This window comes from Streptomyces sp. NPDC015131, assembly GCF_043079975.1.
GTDB lineage: Bacteria > Actinomycetota > Actinomycetes > Streptomycetales > Streptomycetaceae > Streptomyces.
In genome coordinates, this window is record NZ_JBIBVB010000005.1 from 24,661 (window position 1) to 41,306 (window position 16,646).

At 73.0% G+C, this 16,646-nt stretch carries 15 protein-coding genes; 3 read left to right on the forward strand and 12 right to left on the reverse strand.

Annotation, left to right across the window (positions count from 1 at the left end; genetic code table 11):
- The first annotated feature begins 57 nt into the window (after window positions 1-57).
- On the forward strand, window positions 58-624 hold the full coding sequence (locus ACF08D_RS20285) for a TetR/AcrR family transcriptional regulator (RefSeq protein WP_392224133.1): 567 nt from the start codon (window positions 58-60) through the stop codon (window positions 622-624).
- 18 nt (window positions 625-642) lie between these two features.
- Here the strand turns inward: ACF08D_RS20285 and ACF08D_RS20290 are convergent, their stop codons facing one another.
- Entirely contained in the window at window positions 643-1,323 is a 681-nt protein-coding gene (locus ACF08D_RS20290; protein WP_392224134.1) for a M23 family metallopeptidase, read from the reverse strand.
- Window positions 1,324-1,763: 440 nt separating this feature from the next.
- On the opposite strand from ACF08D_RS20290, the gene ACF08D_RS20295 reads away from it, so the two are divergent.
- Window positions 1,764-4,628 carry an NACHT domain-containing protein gene (locus ACF08D_RS20295; protein ID WP_392224135.1) on the forward strand — a complete coding sequence of 955 codons (2,865 nt, stop codon included), beginning with the start codon at window positions 1,764-1,766 and terminating at the stop codon, window positions 4,626-4,628.
- 38 nt (window positions 4,629-4,666) lie between these two features.
- Here ACF08D_RS20295 and ACF08D_RS20300 read toward each other — a convergent pair whose 3' ends face one another.
- Entirely contained in the window at window positions 4,667-7,192 is a 2,526-nt protein-coding gene (locus tag ACF08D_RS20300) for an ATP-dependent Clp protease ATP-binding subunit (protein WP_392224136.1), read from the reverse strand.
- 429 nt (window positions 7,193-7,621) lie between these two features.
- Here ACF08D_RS20300 and ACF08D_RS20305 point away from each other — a divergent pair, with 429 nt between their 5' ends.
- Window positions 7,622-8,197 carry an SCO3374 family protein gene (locus ACF08D_RS20305; protein WP_392224137.1) on the forward strand — a complete coding sequence of 192 codons (576 nt, stop codon included), beginning with the start codon at window positions 7,622-7,624 and terminating at the stop codon, window positions 8,195-8,197.
- Here the strand turns inward: ACF08D_RS20305 and ACF08D_RS20310 are convergent.
- From ACF08D_RS20310 to ACF08D_RS20355, 10 genes are all read right to left on the reverse strand, one after another.
- Window positions 8,176-8,511 carry an Lsr2 family protein gene (locus ACF08D_RS20310; RefSeq protein WP_392224138.1) on the reverse strand — a complete coding sequence of 112 codons (336 nt, stop codon included), beginning with the start codon at window positions 8,509-8,511 and terminating at the stop codon, window positions 8,176-8,178. The genes ACF08D_RS20305 and ACF08D_RS20310 overlap by 22 nt on opposite strands.
- Before the next feature lie 141 nt (window positions 8,512-8,652).
- Window positions 8,653-9,198, reverse strand: a complete 546-nt coding sequence (locus tag ACF08D_RS20315) for an amino-acid N-acetyltransferase (protein ID WP_392224139.1) — start codon at window positions 9,196-9,198, stop codon at window positions 8,653-8,655.
- Window positions 9,199-9,207: 9 nt separating this feature from the next.
- A complete protein-coding gene (locus ACF08D_RS20320) occupies window positions 9,208-9,639 on the reverse strand; it encodes a BlaI/MecI/CopY family transcriptional regulator (protein ID WP_392224140.1) in 432 nt (143 codons plus the stop codon).
- Window positions 9,640-9,743: 104 nt separating this feature from the next.
- Complete coding sequence (locus ACF08D_RS20325; protein ID WP_392224141.1) at window positions 9,744-9,932, reverse strand: hypothetical protein; 189 nt, start codon at window positions 9,930-9,932, stop codon at window positions 9,744-9,746.
- 14 nt (window positions 9,933-9,946) lie between these two features.
- The gene (locus ACF08D_RS20330) at window positions 9,947-10,519 is read right to left on the reverse strand and encodes a hypothetical protein (RefSeq protein ID WP_392224694.1); all 573 of its coding nucleotides are present in this window, start codon (window positions 10,517-10,519) and stop codon (window positions 9,947-9,949) included.
- A gap of 457 nt (window positions 10,520-10,976) precedes the next feature.
- Window positions 10,977-11,783 carry a type III pantothenate kinase gene (locus ACF08D_RS20335; protein ID WP_392224142.1) on the reverse strand — a complete coding sequence of 269 codons (807 nt, stop codon included), beginning with the start codon at window positions 11,781-11,783 and terminating at the stop codon, window positions 10,977-10,979.
- Window positions 11,783-12,802: a carboxylating nicotinate-nucleotide diphosphorylase gene (gene nadC / locus ACF08D_RS20340; protein ID WP_392224143.1), complete on the reverse strand. Its 1,020-nt coding sequence runs from the start codon at window positions 12,800-12,802 to the stop codon at window positions 11,783-11,785. Before nadC ends, ACF08D_RS20335 begins: the two co-directional genes overlap by 1 nt.
- A 2-nt stretch (window positions 12,803-12,804) precedes the next feature.
- On the reverse strand, window positions 12,805-14,580 hold the full coding sequence (locus ACF08D_RS20345; RefSeq protein ID WP_392224144.1) for an L-aspartate oxidase: 1,776 nt from the start codon (window positions 14,578-14,580) through the stop codon (window positions 12,805-12,807).
- Complete coding sequence (gene panC / locus ACF08D_RS20350; RefSeq protein ID WP_392224145.1) at window positions 14,577-15,590, reverse strand: pantoate--beta-alanine ligase; 1,014 nt, start codon at window positions 15,588-15,590, stop codon at window positions 14,577-14,579. The genes ACF08D_RS20345 and panC overlap by 4 nt, the downstream gene beginning before the upstream one ends.
- Window positions 15,587-16,636 (reverse strand): Rossmann-like and DUF2520 domain-containing protein, encoded by a 1,050-nt coding sequence (locus tag ACF08D_RS20355; protein ID WP_392224146.1) that lies wholly within the window; start codon window positions 16,634-16,636, stop codon window positions 15,587-15,589. Before ACF08D_RS20355 ends, panC begins: the two co-directional genes overlap by 4 nt.
- Window positions 16,637-16,646 lie beyond the last annotated feature (10 nt).

Consider the following 16,646-nt stretch of genomic DNA (forward strand, 5'->3'; position numbering starts at 1 on the left):
GGGGGACAGTAGACCCGTCACTTGCCGGGCGTCAAGTAAGTTTCGTGGGAGCGGACCATGGCCAGAGGCAACACCCGTCAGCGCATCCAGGACGTGGCCCTCGAACTCTTTGCCGAGCAGGGCTACGAGAAGACCTCGCTGCGGGAGATCGCGGAGCGGCTGGAGGTCACGAAGGCGGCGCTGTACTACCACTTCAAGACCAAGGAGGACATCGTCATCAGCCTGTTCCGCGACCTGACCAGGCCCATCGACGACCTGATCGCCTGGGCCCAGGAGCAGCCGCGGACGCTGGAGACCAAGACGGAGATCCTCCGCCGCTACCACGCCGCCCTCATCGGGGCGACGCCGCTGTTCCGGTTCATGCAGGAGAACCAGGCGACCGTACGGGACCTGAGCATCGGCGAGACGTTCAAGGAGCGCATGATCACGCTCACCGGCCTGATCGAGGAGCCGGACCTGGCGATGGCCGACCGGGTGCGGTGCGTCAGCGCGCTGTTCACGATGCACGCCGGGATGTTCTTCATGCAGCACGTCGACGGCGACCCCGAGGAGAAGCGTGAAGCCGTCCTCGACGTCGCCGTCGATCTGGTGACCCGGGCCCATGGCGGGCCGGCGCGGGGCTGAGCCCGCCGGGTCGGGGCATCAGATGATGACGCCCTCGGAGCGCAGGAACTTCGCCGGGTTGAGCGCCGAGCCGTAGTTCGGGGTCGTACGGATCTCGAAGTGCAGGTGCGGGCCGGACGAGTTACCGGTGTTGCCGGACTTGGCGATCAGCTGGCCGGTCTTCACCTTCTGGCCGGCGTGCACGTTGATCTTCGACAGGTGGGCGTACTGCGAGTACTGGCCGTTGGCGTGCTTGACCACGATGGCGTTGCCGTACGCGGGGCCGTCGCCGCCGCCGTTGGGGCCGGCCTTCACGACGGTACCGGCGTGGGCGGCCTTGACGGGGGTGCCGACCGGCACGGCGAAGTCCTGGCCCGAGTGCTTGTGGGACCACATGTTGCCGCCCTGGTTGAAGCTGGCGGTCAGGTGGTACTGGCCGACCGGCTTGACCCAGGAGACGGCCTTCTTCGCGGCGGCCTTCTTGGCAGCGGCCTTCTTCGCGGCGGCGGCCTTCTTGGCGGCGGCGGCCTTCTGCGCGGCGGCCTTGGCCTGGGCGTCGGCCTGGGCGGCCACGGCGGCGGCCGGGTTGGCGGCGACGGGGGTCGTCTTGCTGTCGGCGGCGAAGGCGGCACCGCCTCCGAACACCATCGACGCTCCCAGGCCGGCGGCGGCGAGAGCGACGACGGCGTTGCGGCTGGGGTTGATGACGCGCTTCGACATACGGGGAAGTCCTCCGGACAAGAACGGACCCGACGCGAGCGGCGCGCCGGGCGGGTTGACTCATCCTTGGTAACCCGGCCCCCCATCTCGCCTCAAACCCCCCATCTACGACATCAGGTCGTAGAGGGGACGGTGTGACGCAGCCTCTTGACGGGCATGGCTCACCGGGGCTTGAGCCCGATATGTCCTTGGAAAGTAAGGTTTGGCCCCCTTCGCACCACGGCGCCCGGCGCCCCAGCGCCCGCCCGGCGCCCCCGGCACCCGCCACAACCCCGGGGAACGCCCGCCCCTCCCCGGCCGGGCGCACTATTCCGCGTAGTACGTCCGAAATGGCCTGTGCGCCTTGTCACCACGCGCCGCCCCGATTCGTGACCTGGCCCACGCGATCCGGACTACGCTCGGCGGTCGACGATCACCGCCACGGCTCCGGGGGGACACACGTGGACCCAGCACTCATCGGCACCCGCCTCGCGTCGAGCGCCATCGCCCCGCTCGTCAGGAAGCTGTTCCGCCCGGAGGGCCCCGGCGCCGGGCTGGTCGACCGGCCCGTACGCCTGACCGCGCTCCTCTCCTTCTCGGAGAAGACCACCGTGCGGGAGGCCGACGTCCGGAAGATCGCGGCCGAGCTGGTCGACCGCGCCCTGCGCGCCGGCGAGCGGCCCGTACCGCCCGACGAGGAGCAGGCGGTCGTGGACGCCCTCACCACGACCCTCTCCAGCCTCGGGGACCTCGGCCTCACCGACGCCCAGGCCGTCGGCCTCGGCCCCGAGGCCCTCGCCCGGAGACTGCGCGGCGCCTCCGGCTCCCCCCAGCGGTATCTGTCGGCCGACGCCACCCACCTCCACGACCGGCTGCTCGACTCCGCCTGCCTCCACGTCCTGCACTTCCTGACCACCCGGTCGACGTTCGTGGCCCGCACCCTGGTCGAGCAGACCAGGGCCCAGGCGGAGCTGATCTCGAAGATCGACGAACTCATCCGGCGCACACCCCGCCCCGACGCCCGTGACACCGCCTTCGAACGCCGCTACCGCGACCACCTGGCGGAGAAGTACGGGCGGCTGACCATCCACGGCGTGGACCTGGACCACTCCGCGGACATGTGGCCCCTGGACCTGGCCTACCTCAGCCTGGAGGCCACCCACACCACGGGCTCGCCCCCGGATCCGCGGTCGGCGCCGGCGTCCCTGACCGCCGACCGGGCCCTCGCCGAACGGGACCGCGTCCTGCTGCGCGGCGACGCGGGCTCCGGGAAGACCACCCTCGTCCAGTGGCTCGCGGTGACCGCCGCCCGCCCGGGCCCCGGAGCCGCCCGGGCGCACCTCCACGACGTGGTCCCCTTCGTGCTGCCCCTGCGCGGCCTGACCCGGCACGGGGAGAGGCTGCCCGGCCCGGACCGCTTCCTCGACGCGGTGGGCTGCCCGCTCGCCGGCCGTCAGCCCGACGGCTGGGCGGACCGCGTCCTGAACGGCGGGCGCGCCCTGGTGCTGGTCGACGGACTGGACGAGGTGCCCCCGGCCGAGCGGGAGGAGGCCCGGGCGTGGCTCCGGGACCTCCTCGCGGTGTACGGCACCAGCCGCTGGCTGGTCACGTCCCGGCCCGCCGCGATCCGCGAGGACTGGCTGGCCCGCGAGGGGTTCACCGAGCTGACGCTGGCACCCATGAGCCACAGCGAGGTCGGCACCTTCATCCGCCGCTGGCACACCGCGGCCGGTGCCGGGGGAAGCCTGCGCGACACCCTGCTCATGGCGGTACGCACCCGGGCCGACCTGGGACGCCTCGCCGTCAACCCGCTGATGTGCGGGCTGATCTGCGCCCTTCACCGGGACCGCCGCGGCTTCCTGCCGCGCGGCCGGAAGGCGCTGTACGACGCGGCCCTGTCGATGCTCCTGGAGCGCCGGGACCGGGAGCGGCGGCTCGGCAACCTCACCGGGCTGGTGCTCGGCGAGGAGGCCCAGATCCAGCTGCTGCAACGGCTCGCGCACTGGCTGACGCGCAACGGGCGCACGGCCATGGACCGCTCCCGGGCGGAGGCCCTCCTCGCGGGCGCCATGCGGGCCGTCCCGGAGGCGGCGGAGGCCGGCGACCCCGGGAAGGTCCTCGGGCACCTGCTCCAGCGGAGCGGACTGCTCCGGGAGCCCGCCCCCGGCACTGTCGACTTCGTGCACCGCACCTTCCAGGACTACCTGGCCGCGCGGGCCATGGTCGAGGAGTGGGACATCGGCCTGCTGGTACGGAACGCCGAGGACGACCAGTGGGAGGACGTGCTCCGGATGGCCGTCGCCCACGCCCGCCCCCGGGAGCGCGCGGAACTCCTCGGTGCCCTGCTCGACCGGATCGACGACACCCCGGACCGCTCCACCCGCTGCCGGCTCACCGTGGTCGCCGCGGCCGCGCTGGAGCAGGCCACGGAGATCGATCCGGCCGTACGGGAGCGCGTCACCCGGCGGGTCTCCGCGCTGGTCCCGCCCGCCTCCCCCGCCGAGGCGCTCGAACTGGCGGCCGCCGGGCCGCTGGTCCTCGGGCTGCTCCCGGGACCGGACGAGGTGCCCGGTGACCAGCACGCCCTCGCGGTCACGGTCACCGCCTCCCGGGTCGGCACCGACGCGGCCGTCCCGGTCCTCGCCCGCTATGTCGACCACCCCTCCCCCGCCGTACGCGGACAGCTCGCCTGGACCTGGCACCGGTTCGACACCGAGTCCTACGGCCGCGAGATCGTCGCCCGGCTCCCCCACGACGACCTCTACCTGGTCGCCAAGTCCACCGCAGAGCTGGCCCACCTCCGGAGCCTGGGAGGCAGGCCCTGGATGCAGGTGGAGGGGAACTTCCCGGCTGAGCAGCTCGGTGCGTACCTGGACCCGCGGCAGCTCACCCGGCTCGACCTCCGGGGCAACGGCACCCTGGCGGACGTGTCGTTCCTCCAGGGCTTCCCCCGCCTGCGCCACCTCTACCTGGCCGACTGCCCGGCCGTCGCCGACCTGTCACCGCTGCGCGGTCTGCCGCGCCTGGAGCACCTCGGCATCGACGCCCGTACGGCCAGGACCGCGGCGGCGCCGGGGGCGCACCCGCACCTCGCGGTGCTGGAGGTGTACGGCGTCGACCACGCCGCGCACCTGGAGGAGCTGCCCGCCGCGTTCCCCGGGCTGGCCCACGTCGACCTCTTCGGGGCCCCCGGCACCGACCCGGACCGGCTCGGCGACCAGGCGCGGCGCCTGTTCCCCGGGGCGTGTGTGAACGTCCCCCGTCATGGGCCCGGGGCTCCCGGTCGCCGGGGTACGGAAAAGGGGCTGCCCCGGTCCGTACGGTGACGTACGGCCGGGGCAGCCCCTTCAGCGGGGGTTACCGCTTACGCGTCCTTCGAGAGGTTGGGGCCGGCGCCGCCGGCGGCCTGCTCGATCGGGGGGACGTCCGGCAGCGCGGACTTCTCCTCGCCGCGGAAGGTGAACTTCTTGTCCTCACCCTCGCCCTCGGTGTCCACGACCACGATGTGACCGGGGCGCAGCTCGCCGAAGAGGATCTTCTCCGAGAGGTGGTCCTCGATCTCGCGCTGGATGGTCCGGCGCAGCGGGCGGGCGCCCATCACGGGGTCGTAGCCGTGCTTGGCCAGGAGCTCCTTGGCGGAACCGCTGAGCTCGATGCCCATGTCGCGGTCCTTCAGGCGCTCGTCCACCTTGGCGATCATCAGGTCGACGATCTGGATGATGTCTTCCTGGCTGAGCTGGTGGAAGACCACCGTGTCGTCGACACGGTTGAGGAACTCGGGCCGGAAGTGCTGCTTCAGCTCTTCGTTGACCTTCGCCTTCATCCGGTCGTAACCGGTCTTGACGTCACCCTGGGCCGCGAAGCCCAGGTTGAAGCCCTTCGAGATGTCCCGGGTCCCGAGGTTGGTCGTCATGATGATGACCGTGTTCTTGAAGTCCACGACCCGGCCCTGGGAGTCGGTCAGGCGACCGTCCTCCAGGATCTGGAGAAGGGAATTGAAGATATCGGGGTGGGCCTTCTCGACCTCGTCGAAGAGGACGACGGAGAACGGCTTCCGGCGCACCTTCTCGGTGAGCTGGCCGCCCTCCTCGTAACCCACGTATCCGGGCGGGGAGCCGAAGAGACGGGAAACCGTGTGCTTCTCGCTGAACTCCGACATGTCGAGGGAGATCATCGCGTCCTCGTCGCCGAAGAGGAATTCGGCGAGCGTCTTGGACAGCTCGGTCTTACCGACACCGGACGGGCCGGCGAAGATGAACGAGCCACCCGGGCGCTTCGGGTCCTTCAGGCCGGCGCGCGTACGGCGGATCGCCTGCGACAGGGCCTTGATGGCGTCCTTCTGCCCGATGACGCGCTTGTGGAGCTCGTCCTCCATGCGCAGCAGCCGGGAGGACTCCTCCTCGGTGAGCTTGAAGACCGGAATGCCGGTGGCGGTCGCCAGGACCTCGGCGATCAGCTCGCCGTCGACCTCGGCGACGACGTCCATGTCGCCGGCCTTCCACTCCTTCTCCCGCTTGGCCTTCGCCGCCAGCAGCTGCTTCTCCTTGTCGCGGAGAGAGGCCGCCTTCTCGAAGTCCTGGGAGTCGATCGCGGACTCCTTGTCCCGGCGGACACCGGCGATCTTCTCGTCGAACTCGCGGAGGTCCGGCGGCGCGGTCATCCGGCGGATGCGCATCCGGGAGCCGGCCTCGTCGATCAGGTCGATCGCCTTGTCCGGCAGGAAGCGGTCCGAGATGTACCGGTCGGCCAGCGTCGCGGCCTGCACCAGCGCCTCGTCCGTGATGGACACGCGGTGGTGGGCCTCGTACCGGTCGCGCAGACCCTTGAGGATCTCGATGGTGTGCGGCAGCGACGGCTCCGCGACCTGGATGGGCTGGAAGCGGCGCTCCAGGGCCGCGTCCTTCTCCAGGTACTTGCGGTACTCGTCGAGCGTGGTGGCGCCGATGGTCTGGAGCTCACCGCGGGCCAGCATCGGCTTCAGGATGGACGCGGCGTCGATCGCGCCCTCGGCGGCGCCCGCACCCACCAGGGTGTGGAGCTCGTCGATGAAGAGGATGATGTCGCCGCGGGTGCGGATCTCCTTGAGGACCTTCTTCAGGCGCTCCTCGAAGTCACCGCGGTAGCGGGAGCCGGCGACCAGCGCGCCCAGGTCCAGGGTGTAGAGGTGCTTGTCCTTGAGGGTCTCGGGCACCTCGCCCTTGACGATGGCCTGCGCCAGGCCCTCGACGACCGCCGTCTTGCCGACGCCGGGCTCGCCGATGAGGACCGGGTTGTTCTTGGTCCGGCGGGACAGCACCTGCATGACCCGCTCGATCTCCTTCTCGCGCCCGATGACCGGGTCGAGCTTGGACTCACGAGCGGCCTGGGTGAGGTTGCGGCCGAACTGGTCGAGGACCAGGGACGTCGAGGGGGTGCCCTCGGCAGGGCCGCCGGCGGTGGCGGCTTCCTTGCCCTGGTAGCCGGAGAGCAGCTGGATGACCTGCTGCCGCACCCGGTTGAGATCGGCGCCCAGCTTCACGAGGACCTGGGCGGCGACGCCCTCGCCCTCGCGGATCAGGCCGAGCAGGATGTGCTCGGTGCCGATGTAGTTGTGGCCGAGCTGGAGGGCCTCGCGGAGCGACAGCTCCAGGACCTTCTTGGCACGGGGCGTGAAGGGGATGTGGCCGGACGGGGCCTGCTGGCCCTGGCCGATGATCTCCTCCACCTGCTGGCGGACCGCCTCGAGCGAAATCCCGAGGCTCTCCAGGGCCTTAGCGGCGACACCCTCACCCTCGTGGATAAGGCCCAGGAGGATGTGCTCGGTGCCGATGTAGTTGTGGTTGAGCATCCGGGCTTCTTCCTGAGCCAGGACGACAACCCGCCGCGCGCGGTCGGTGAACCTCTCGAACATCGTTAATCGCTCCTCAGAGCGGTCAGGCAGTAAGGGGTCGGTCCCCTCCCTGTCCTTCCGCAGCTTAGTCCCGCAAGCGGGGACCGCTCATTCCAACTGCCGACACCCGTCTCTGGCCTCCTGACCCGAACGCCGACAAATGCTCCAACCCCATGGTCCGAGACGATGTTCCCGCAGGCCAGGCACTTACCCTCACCGGCAGTACGCCGATGGCGAACGTGAGACGTCCGATCCTGCGTGTCGCCCCTCCCCACAAGGAATGTCTTACCCGTCGGCACGGACACTCCATGCGGCAGACCCCGGTTCCCTCAGCTACGGGCGAACACCCTTGCGTTCTCCCGCGTCCCGGGCGCCCCACCTGTTGCGCACACACCGTGCCGGTCCGGATGCCGTCCGTAACCAGGACGCCCGCCGGCGAGTTCCCCGGACATGGCCTTCACGCTTCCCGTGCCCTCACCCCGCCCCCCGTCCGACGACGGCGGGACGGCGTGGTGGTACGAGCACCGGCTCGGCTGGGCCACCGCGCAAGGGGGCGCCCCCGGCTCGGTCGAGCTGCTCACGGGACTGCGCTTCGACGTCCTGGAGCTGCCGGCCGCGGCCGGCCACGCGGTGCTGCGGCGGCTCGGGGGCCGGTCGCCCGTGGCCCTCGCCGGCCGGCGGATGCGGCTGCTGGTGGCGGCGGGAGCCGCGGACGAGCTGCCGGGGCTGCTCGACTGGCTGGAGTGGGGCGGGATCGCCCTCGACCTGACCGTGCTGGGCGCCGGTGACCGGACGGCCGCTCCCGTTCCCCCAGGACGGAGCGGGCCCGGCTCACCCGGCGCCGTGTCGTGGCTGCGTCCCCCCGTGCCCGGGCGCGAGGTGGAGCCCACCCTTCCGGCCATGTCGGCCCTGGGCGGCGGTGCCGGCGCCCCGGACCTGGTGCGGCTGGTGGACGCGGCGGCGGCGGAGTGCCACCGGGTCCGGCTGCTGGGCGCCGTCCGGGCTCAGCGGTTGGCGTCCTCGTAGGCCTGCTTGATGTCGGCGGGCACCCGGCCGCGGTCGTTCACGTTGTAGCCGTTCTCCTTGGCCCACGCGCGGATCTTCGCGGTGTCGGGGCTGCCGCTCGCGGCGGCCCGGCCCTTGCCGCGGCCGGCCGAGGAGCGGCCACCCGTGCGACGGCCGCTCTTGGTGTACGGCTCCAGCAGACCGCGGAGCTTGTCCGCGTTGGCGGTGGTGAGGTCGATCTCGTAGGTCTTGCCGTCCAGAGCGAACGTCACCGTCTCGTCCGCCTCGCCGCCGTCGAGGTCGTCGACAAGAAGGACCTGAACCTTCTGTGCCACCGGATTTCCTTTCATCGAAAATGCAGTACGCGGAAAGGAAACCGCTTTTCCCTGGAAAACACAAACCCCTGGGAGAGGTTCAGAACCCCGAGAGCGCGGGAAACATGCGCGATTCGGACATAGGGTGCCGGGATCGCCGGATCACAGGTGCAGAAGCATCCGGCTGTTGCCCAAGGTGTTCGGCTTCACTCGTTCGAGACCGAGGAACTCGGCGACGCCCTCGTCATAGGAACGGAGGAGCTCGGCGTAGACATCTCCGGCGACCGGGGTCTCCCCGATCTCGACGAAGCCGTGCTTCGCGAAGAAGTCCACTTCGAAGGTCAGGCAGAAAACCCGGCGCACACCGAGCCAGCGGGCGGTGTGCAGCAACTTGTCGAGCACGTGATGCCCGACGCCGGCGCCCGTGAAGTCCGGGTCGACGGCGAGAGTGCGCACTTCGGCGAGGTCTTCCCACATCACGTGCAGGGCTCCGCAACCGACGACCGTACCGTCTTCGTCGCGTTCCGCGACCCAGAACTCCTGGATGTCCTCGTAAAGCGTCACGGGTGCTTTGTCGAGCAGGATGCCTTCACCGACGTACGGATCGACGAGCCGGCGGATCGCCTGCACATCACCGGTCCGGGCGCGGCGCACTGTCACGGCTTTCCCCCGGGGCGGAAGCCCGGGGGGCGGAGAGGAGGACGACATGTCCGGACGCTATCGCCCCGGCCCGGTCCCGCCCCCGGCGGCCCGGTCCTCCGGCGGAACTTCCCCGGCCGGTTCCGGAGTGTCGCGCTGCACGATCCGCACGGCGTCGTTGAGGGCCTCCCGCTGCTCGGGCGACATCATGCCGAAGAAGGCCACGAGTGCGGCGGCGGGGTTGTCGCTCTTCGACCACGCCTCGTTCATCAGTGCGGCCGAGTAGGCGGCACGAGTGGAGACCGCCGTATATCGATAGGCGCGGCCCGAGACTTCCCGGCGCACCCAGCCCTTCTGATGGAGATTGTCCATTACGGTCATGACGGTGGTGTAGGCGATGGACCGTTCCTGCTGGAGATCCTCCAGGACTTCCCGGACGGTGACGGGCCGGTTCCATTGCCACACCCGTGTCATGACGGCGTCTTCGAGCTCTCCCAATTGACGGGGCACATTGCCACCATAGTGGGAGGAGTCGGAACAGCTGGTTATTGACGTACCAAAAAGGGCGTACGACGGGGGTCGTCGTACGCCCTCGGCGCGCGGGGCAGGCGGGGTCAGACCTGGCCGGCGGCGGTGCTCCCGTCGGCCTGGCGGGCGGACTCGGCGCGGGCGAGCGCCGCGTCCACCGCGGCGTCCTCCTTGGCCTTGTTGGGGCCGCCCTGGCTCTTGACGATCGTCACCACGAGGCCGATGAAGAAGGCGGCCATCACCACGGGGGGCAGGAGCGCGGATACGTATTCCATGCCCCCCAGAGTAGCTAGCCGGCCGCCCGCTGCCGGGACGGGGGCGCGGCGGGGCGCTTGCGGGGCGGGAACACCTCGGACGGCTTGGGCACCGGGCGCTCGGTGGGCACCGGGCCGGGCTTCGGCGGGGCGGGCCGCGGCTTGGGCTCCTCGGGCTCGCCCTTGCGGCCCCCCGGCAGGGCGAGCAGCCGGGTGCGCGGCGCGGGGGCGACGTGCCGCCCGGCGAGACGGGTGCGTACGGAGTGCTCGGCGAGGGTCTGGCAGCGCGCCAGGAGCGCGGCGCCCACCGGCGTCCCCCGCAGGCCCCGCAGCGCGGCGAGGTCCTCGGGGCGGGGGTCGTACCCGGCGGCGAGGGCGTCCTGGAGCAGCTCCAGGTACCCGGCCGCCGAGCCGGGGAGCGCGTCGCGGTAGCGGGCGAGGTCGGCGAGGAGGAAGGCCCGCATCCGGCCGGCTTCGCGGACAGCCTCGTCCACGGAGCCGGCGAGTCGCAGGCAGTCCTGCACGTCTTCGTCGTCGAGGGGCGCGGGGTGGAGGGCATGGGCGAGGGCGCGTCGGAGCACACGCAGCTCGTCTGCGCCGAACGCCAGGCCGCCGCGGGATCCGTAGGGCGTGGGCATGGTGCGACGATACGGTCTAATCAGACAAAATTCGTTTAGCGCGGCATTTCGGGCGCGTTGCCCCACGCATGGGCCTGTGCCCCTGCCACCCACCGTGTGGGGCCGTGCCCCTCCCACCCACGACCCGCAGTCGGCGTACCACCGGGGTGGGGCCGTGCAGGGTCGCCCCCGCAGCGGATCGGCGGCGTCGCGGTTACCCGACCGGTAGGGCAACCCGCCGACCGCGAGGAGGTGAGCCCGGAGGGGCCCCGCCCCACCCCCACCGGGGTGCACCGCCCGCCGAGGCACCGCCCTCGGGGGCACCCGTTGTGCCCACCCGTCCCGCCCTGCGGGACGACTGCCCACAACGGGTGGGACGGGCGAGACCACCGCCCCACAACGGGTGGGGGCCACCCGCCCCGCGGGTAGCGCCCAGGGCGGGTGGGCGCTACAGGCGGGAGACGTTGCGTTCGTAGACCAGGCGCAGCCCGATCAGCGTCAGCCAGGGCTCGTGCTCGTCGATCTCCGTCGCCTCGCCCAGGACCATCGGGGCCAGCCCGCCCGTGGCGATGACCGTGACGTCGGCGGGGTCGCCGTCGCGGCCGACCAGCTCGCGGCGCATGCGGCTGACGATGCCGTCGACCTGGCCGGCGAAGCCGTAGACGATGCCCGCCTGCATCGCCTCGACCGTGTTCTTGCCGATCACGCTCCGCGGACGCGCCAGTTCGATCTTGCGGAGCTGGGCGCCCCGGACGCCGAGCGCCTCGACGGAGATCTCGATGCCGGGGGCGATGACCCCGCCGATGTACTCGCCGCGCGCGCTGACCGGGTCGAAGGTCGTCGCCGTACCGAAGTCGACGACGATCGCCGGGCCGCCGTACAGCTCGCTCGCCGCGACCGAGTTGACGATGCGGTCGGCGCCGACCTCCTTGGGGTTGTCCGTGAGGATCGGGACGCCGGTCTTGATGCCCGGCTCGACGAGGACGGCCGGGACGTCCCCGTAGTACCGCCGGGTGACCTCGCGCAGCTCGTGCAGCACCGACGGGACGGTCGAGCAGATGGCGATGCCCTCGATGCCGTCGCCCAGCTCGTCGCCGAGGAGCGGGTGCATGCCCATGAGGCCCTGGAGCAGGACGGCCAGCTCGTCGGCGGTGCGGCGCGGGTCGGTGGAGATGCGCCAGTGCTCGACGATCTCGGTGCCGTCGAAGAGGCCCAGCACCGTGTGGGTGTTGCCCGCGTCGATCGTGAGCAGCATCAGCCCTGGTCCGCCTCTCGGAGGTCGAGGCCGATGTCGAGGATCGGGGAGGAGTGGGTGAGGGCGCCCACCGCCAGGTAGTCGACGCCGGTCGCGGCGTACGCGGCGGCGTTGTCCAGTGTCAGGCGGCCGGAGGACTCCAGGACGGCCCGGCCGGCGACGACGGCGACGGCCTCCTCGGTCTCGGCCGGCGTGAAGTTGTCCAGCAGGATCAGGTCGGCGCCCGCGTCCAGGACCTCGCGGACCTGGTGGAGGGTGTCCACCTCGACCTCGATCGGTACGTCGGGGAAGGCGTCCCGTACGGCCTTGAACGCCTGGGCGACACCGCCGGCGGCGACCACGTGGTTGTCCTTCACCAGGGCGGCGTCGGACAGCGACATCCGGTGGTTGACGCCGCCGCCGCAGCGGACCGCGTACTTCTCCAGGGCGCGCAGGCCCGGCGTGGTCTTGCGGGTGTCGCGGACCTCGGCCTTGTACCCCTCCAGCGCGTCCGCCCACGCGCGCGTGGCGGTGGCGATGCCGGACAGCCGGCACATCACGTTCAGCGCGCTGCGCTCGCCGGTGAGCAGGTCGCGGGTGCGGGTGGTGACCGACAGCAGCTTCTGTCCGGCCTCGACGCGGTCGCCGTCCGCGACGTGCCGCTCGACCGCGAACTCCTCGGTGCAGACCACCGAGAGGATGGCCTCGGCGACGTGGATGCCGGCGACGACGCCCGTCTCGCGCGCGGTGAAGTCGCCGGTGGCGACGGCGTCGTCGGGGACGGTCGCGGCGGACGTCACGTCGACGCCGCCGTCCAGGTCCTCCTCGATGGCGCGGTACGCCACGTCCTCGACCAGTACGGGGTCGAGGCCGGCGTTCACCAGGAGCGCGGCGAGCGCGGGGTCGAGCCCGCACTCGTACACCTCGTCGCCACCGCAGCCGCAGCCGTCACCGCAGCCGCCGCCCGCCGGTTCGGCCGGGGCGCTGATGTTGATCAGGGGTACGTCCACGGGCTGCGGGCGTTCTTCGGGCGTGCTCACGGTTACGGCTCCCTGGGGGCGTCGGCGTCGGTCGGGGGGAAGTCTTGGGTGTCGGTGGGGCGGACGTCCAGGGTCCGGTCGGGGCGCAGGCGGACGACCAGGTGGCGGCGCCAGGCGGCGTCGTCGCGGTCGGGGCGGTCCTCGCGCCAGTGGCAGCCGCGGGTCTCCTCGCGGCGGCGGGCGGCGGCGACGAGGACGCGGGCGACGCACAGCAGGTTGGTGGTCTCCCAGGAGTCGGTGCCGGGCTCGGCGGCCTTGCCCGGGGCGGAACCGGCGGAACCGGCGCCCGCGACGGAACCGATGCCCGGGGCGGAACCGGCGTCCGGCCCGGCGGGCGCGGGCCCGGCGGCGGCCGCGGCCAGCGCCTCGGCGTGCACGGCATCCAGGGCGTCGGCCGCCTCGGCGAGGCTGGCGGCCGAGCGCAGCACCCCCGCTCCGGTGGTCATGACGTGCTGGACGCGGGGGCGGGCGGCCGGGTCGAGGAGCGGCAGGACGGTGGGCGCCGGGTGCGGCACGGGGTCGCCCGCCCGGGCCGGGGAGGCGGCGATGTCGTCGGCGATGCGCTCGGCGAAGACCAGGCCCTCCAGGAGGGAGTTGGACGCGAGCCGGTTGGCGCCGTGGACGCCCGTGCAGGCGACCTCTCCGCACGCGTAGAGGCCGGGGACCGTGGTGCGGCCGTGCAGGTCGGTGCGGACGCCGCCGGAGGCGTAGTGCGCGGCGGGGGCGACCGGGATGGGCTCGGTGACGGGGTCGATGCCGTGGGCGCGGCAGGCGGCGAGGATCGTGGGGAAGCGGGAGGCCCACATCTCGGGCCCGAAGTGCCGGGCGTCGAGGTACATGTGGCGGGCGCCGGTCTCGCGCATCCGGCGCGTGATGCCCTTGGCGACGATGTCGCGCGGGGCCAGCTCGGCCAGCTCGTGCTGACCGACCATGAACCGGACGCCGTCCGCGTCGACGAGGTGGGCGCCCTCGCCGCGTACCGCCTCGGACACCAGCGGCTGCTGGCCCTCGGCGTCGGGGCCGAGGAAGAGGACGGTCGGGTGGAACTGGACGAACTCCAGGTCGCTGACCTCGGCGCCGGCGCGCAGGGCGAGCGCGACGCCGTCGCCGGTGGAGACGGCCGGGTTGGTGGTGGCCGAGAAGACCTGGCCCATGCCGCCGGTGGCGAGGACGACGGCGGGCGCGTGGACGGCGCCGACGCCGTCGTGCTGGCCCTCGCCCATGACGTGCAGGGTGACTCCGGCGGTGCGGCCGGCGGCGTCGGTGAGGAGGTCGAGGACGAGCGCGTTCTCGATGGTGCGGACGGCCCGGTCGCGGACCGCGCCGACCAGGGCGCGGGAGATCTCGGCGCCGGTCGCGTCGCCGCCGGCGTGGGCGATGCGGCGGCGGTGGTGGCCGCCCTCGCGGGTCAGCTCGATGGTGCCGGCGGCGTCGGTGTCGAAGCGGGCGCCGGTGTCGATCAGGCGGCGCACCGCGTCGGGGCCCTCGGTGACCAGGAGGCGTACGGCCTCCTCGTCGCAGAGGCCCGCGCCGGCGACGAGCGTGTCGTCGAGGTGCTGCTCGGGGGTGTCGCCCTCGCCGAGGGCCGCCGCAATGCCGCCCTGCGCCCAGCGGGTGGAGCCGTCGTCGAGGCGGGCCTTGGTGACGACGACCGTACGCAGCCCGGCGGCCGTGCAGCGCAGTGCGGCGGTCAGGCCCGCGACGCCGGAGCCGACCACGACGACGTCGGCGTCGATGGCCCAGCCGGGGGCGGGGGCCTGGAGGCGTATGCCGGTCATGCGGGGGCTCCGAAGGTGAGGGGGACGTTGTCGATCAGCCGCGTGGTGCCGACCTTGGCGGCGACGGCGAGGATCGCCTCGCCGGTGTGGTCGTCCGGGACCTCGGTGAAGTCCGCCGGGTCCACGAGCGCCAGGTAGTCGAGCCGCAGCGGCGGGTCGGCCTTGGCCGCCTCGTCGAGTACCGCGCGGGCCGCCGCCCGAACCGCGTCCGCCCCGGCCCCGGGGGCGGCGGCGGCCACGGCGTGGGCGTCGGCGGCGGCGCGGGCCTCGCCGAGCCGGGACAGCGCCTCGGCGCGGCTCTCGGACGCGGGCAGCGTCTCGGCGCGGGCCAGCAGCGCGGTCTGGGCGGCGAGCCGGTCGCGGGCGGCGAACAGCGCGGCGGACAGCGCGAGGGCGGTGCGCCGCTCGCCGGGGGCCAGGTACCGGTTCCGGCTGGACAGCGCCAGGCCGTCGGGCTCGCGGACGGTCGGCACGCCCACGATCTCGACGGGGAAGTTCAGGTCCCGGGCCATGCGGCGGATCAGGGCGAGCTGCTGGGCGTCCTTCTGGCCGAAGAACGCCACGTCGGGGCGGGTCAGGTGCAGCAGCTTGGCGACGACGGTGAGCATGCCGTCGAAGTGGCCGGGGCGGCAGGCGCCTTCGAGCCGCTCGCCCATGGGGCCGGCCGAGATCCGCACCTGGGGCTCGCCGCCCGGGTAGACCTCGTCGGCGGACGGGGCGAACACGGCGTCCGCGCCGGCCCGCTCGGCGGTCCTGAGGTCGGCGTCCAGGGTGCGGGGGTAGCGGTCGAGGTCCTCGCCCGCGCCGAACTGGAGCGGGTTCACGAACACGGTGACCAGGACGTACCCCTTCGGGCCGACGTGCTCCCGCGCGGCCCGCACCAGGGTGGCGTGGCCGTCGTGGAGGGCGCCCATGGTCATGACGACGGCGGTGCGGCCCCGGGAGGCGTGGTGCTCCAGGACGTACCCGAGGTCCTCGCCGGTCGGGATCAGTGCGAAGTCGGGGCTCATCGGCCGCTGTCTCCTTCCGGGCCCTGGCCCGTGGCGTCGGGTCCGCCGGGGCGGTCGGGTCCTCCGGAACGGTCGGGTCCTCCGGAACCGGGCCCGCCGGATGTGCCCGGGCCGCCGGAGCCGTCGGGTCCGCCGGATTCGCCCGGGCCGCCGGTGGAGCCGTCCGCGAGGACACCGAGCAGGTCCTCCGCCAGCTCCGGCTTGAGCAGGCCGTGGGCGAGGGCGCGGTCCGCCGTGGTCCGGGCCATGGCGAGGTACCCGGCGACGGTGGCGGGCGCGTGCTTGCGCAGCTCCGCCACGTGCGCGGCGACCGTGCCGGCGTCCCCGCGCGCGACCGGACCGGTCAGCGCGGCGTCCCCGGACCGCAGGGCGTTGTCCAGGGCCGCGCCCAGCAGCGGGCCCAGCATCCGGTCCGGCGCGGCCACACCGGCCTGCCGCAGCAGCTCCATGGACTGGGCCACCAGGGTGACCAGGTGGTTGGCGCCCAGGGCGAGGGCCGCGTGGTAGAGCGGACGGGCCGCCTCCTCGATCCACTCCGGCTCGCCGCCCATCTCGATGACCAGGGCCTCGGCGGCCAGGCGCAGCTCCTCGGGCGCGGTGACGCCGAAGGAGCACCCGGCCAGCCGGTCGACGTCCACCCGGGTGCCGGTGAACGTCATGGCGGGGTGGAGGGCGAGCGGGAGCGCCCCGGCGCGGCGGGCCGGGTCGAGCACGCCCACGCCGTACCGCCCGGAGGTGTGCGCCAGGAGCTGCCCGGGGCGCACGGCCCCGGTGTCGGCGAGGCCCTTGACGAGGGCGGGCAGCGCGTCGTCCGGGACGGTGAGCAGCACCAGCTCGGCGCGGGCCAGCACCTGCGCGGGCGGCACCAGCGGGACGTCCGGCAGCAGTTCGGCGGCGCGCCGGCGGGAGGCGTCGGACACGCCCGAGACGGCGACGGGGCGGTGCCCGGCGAGCCGCAGCGCCGCCGCGAGGGCCGGTCCCACCCGGCCGGCGCCGACGACACCGACGGTGAGCCGGGCGGGGCGGGATGGTGAGGGTGCGTTCACGCGTCGACGG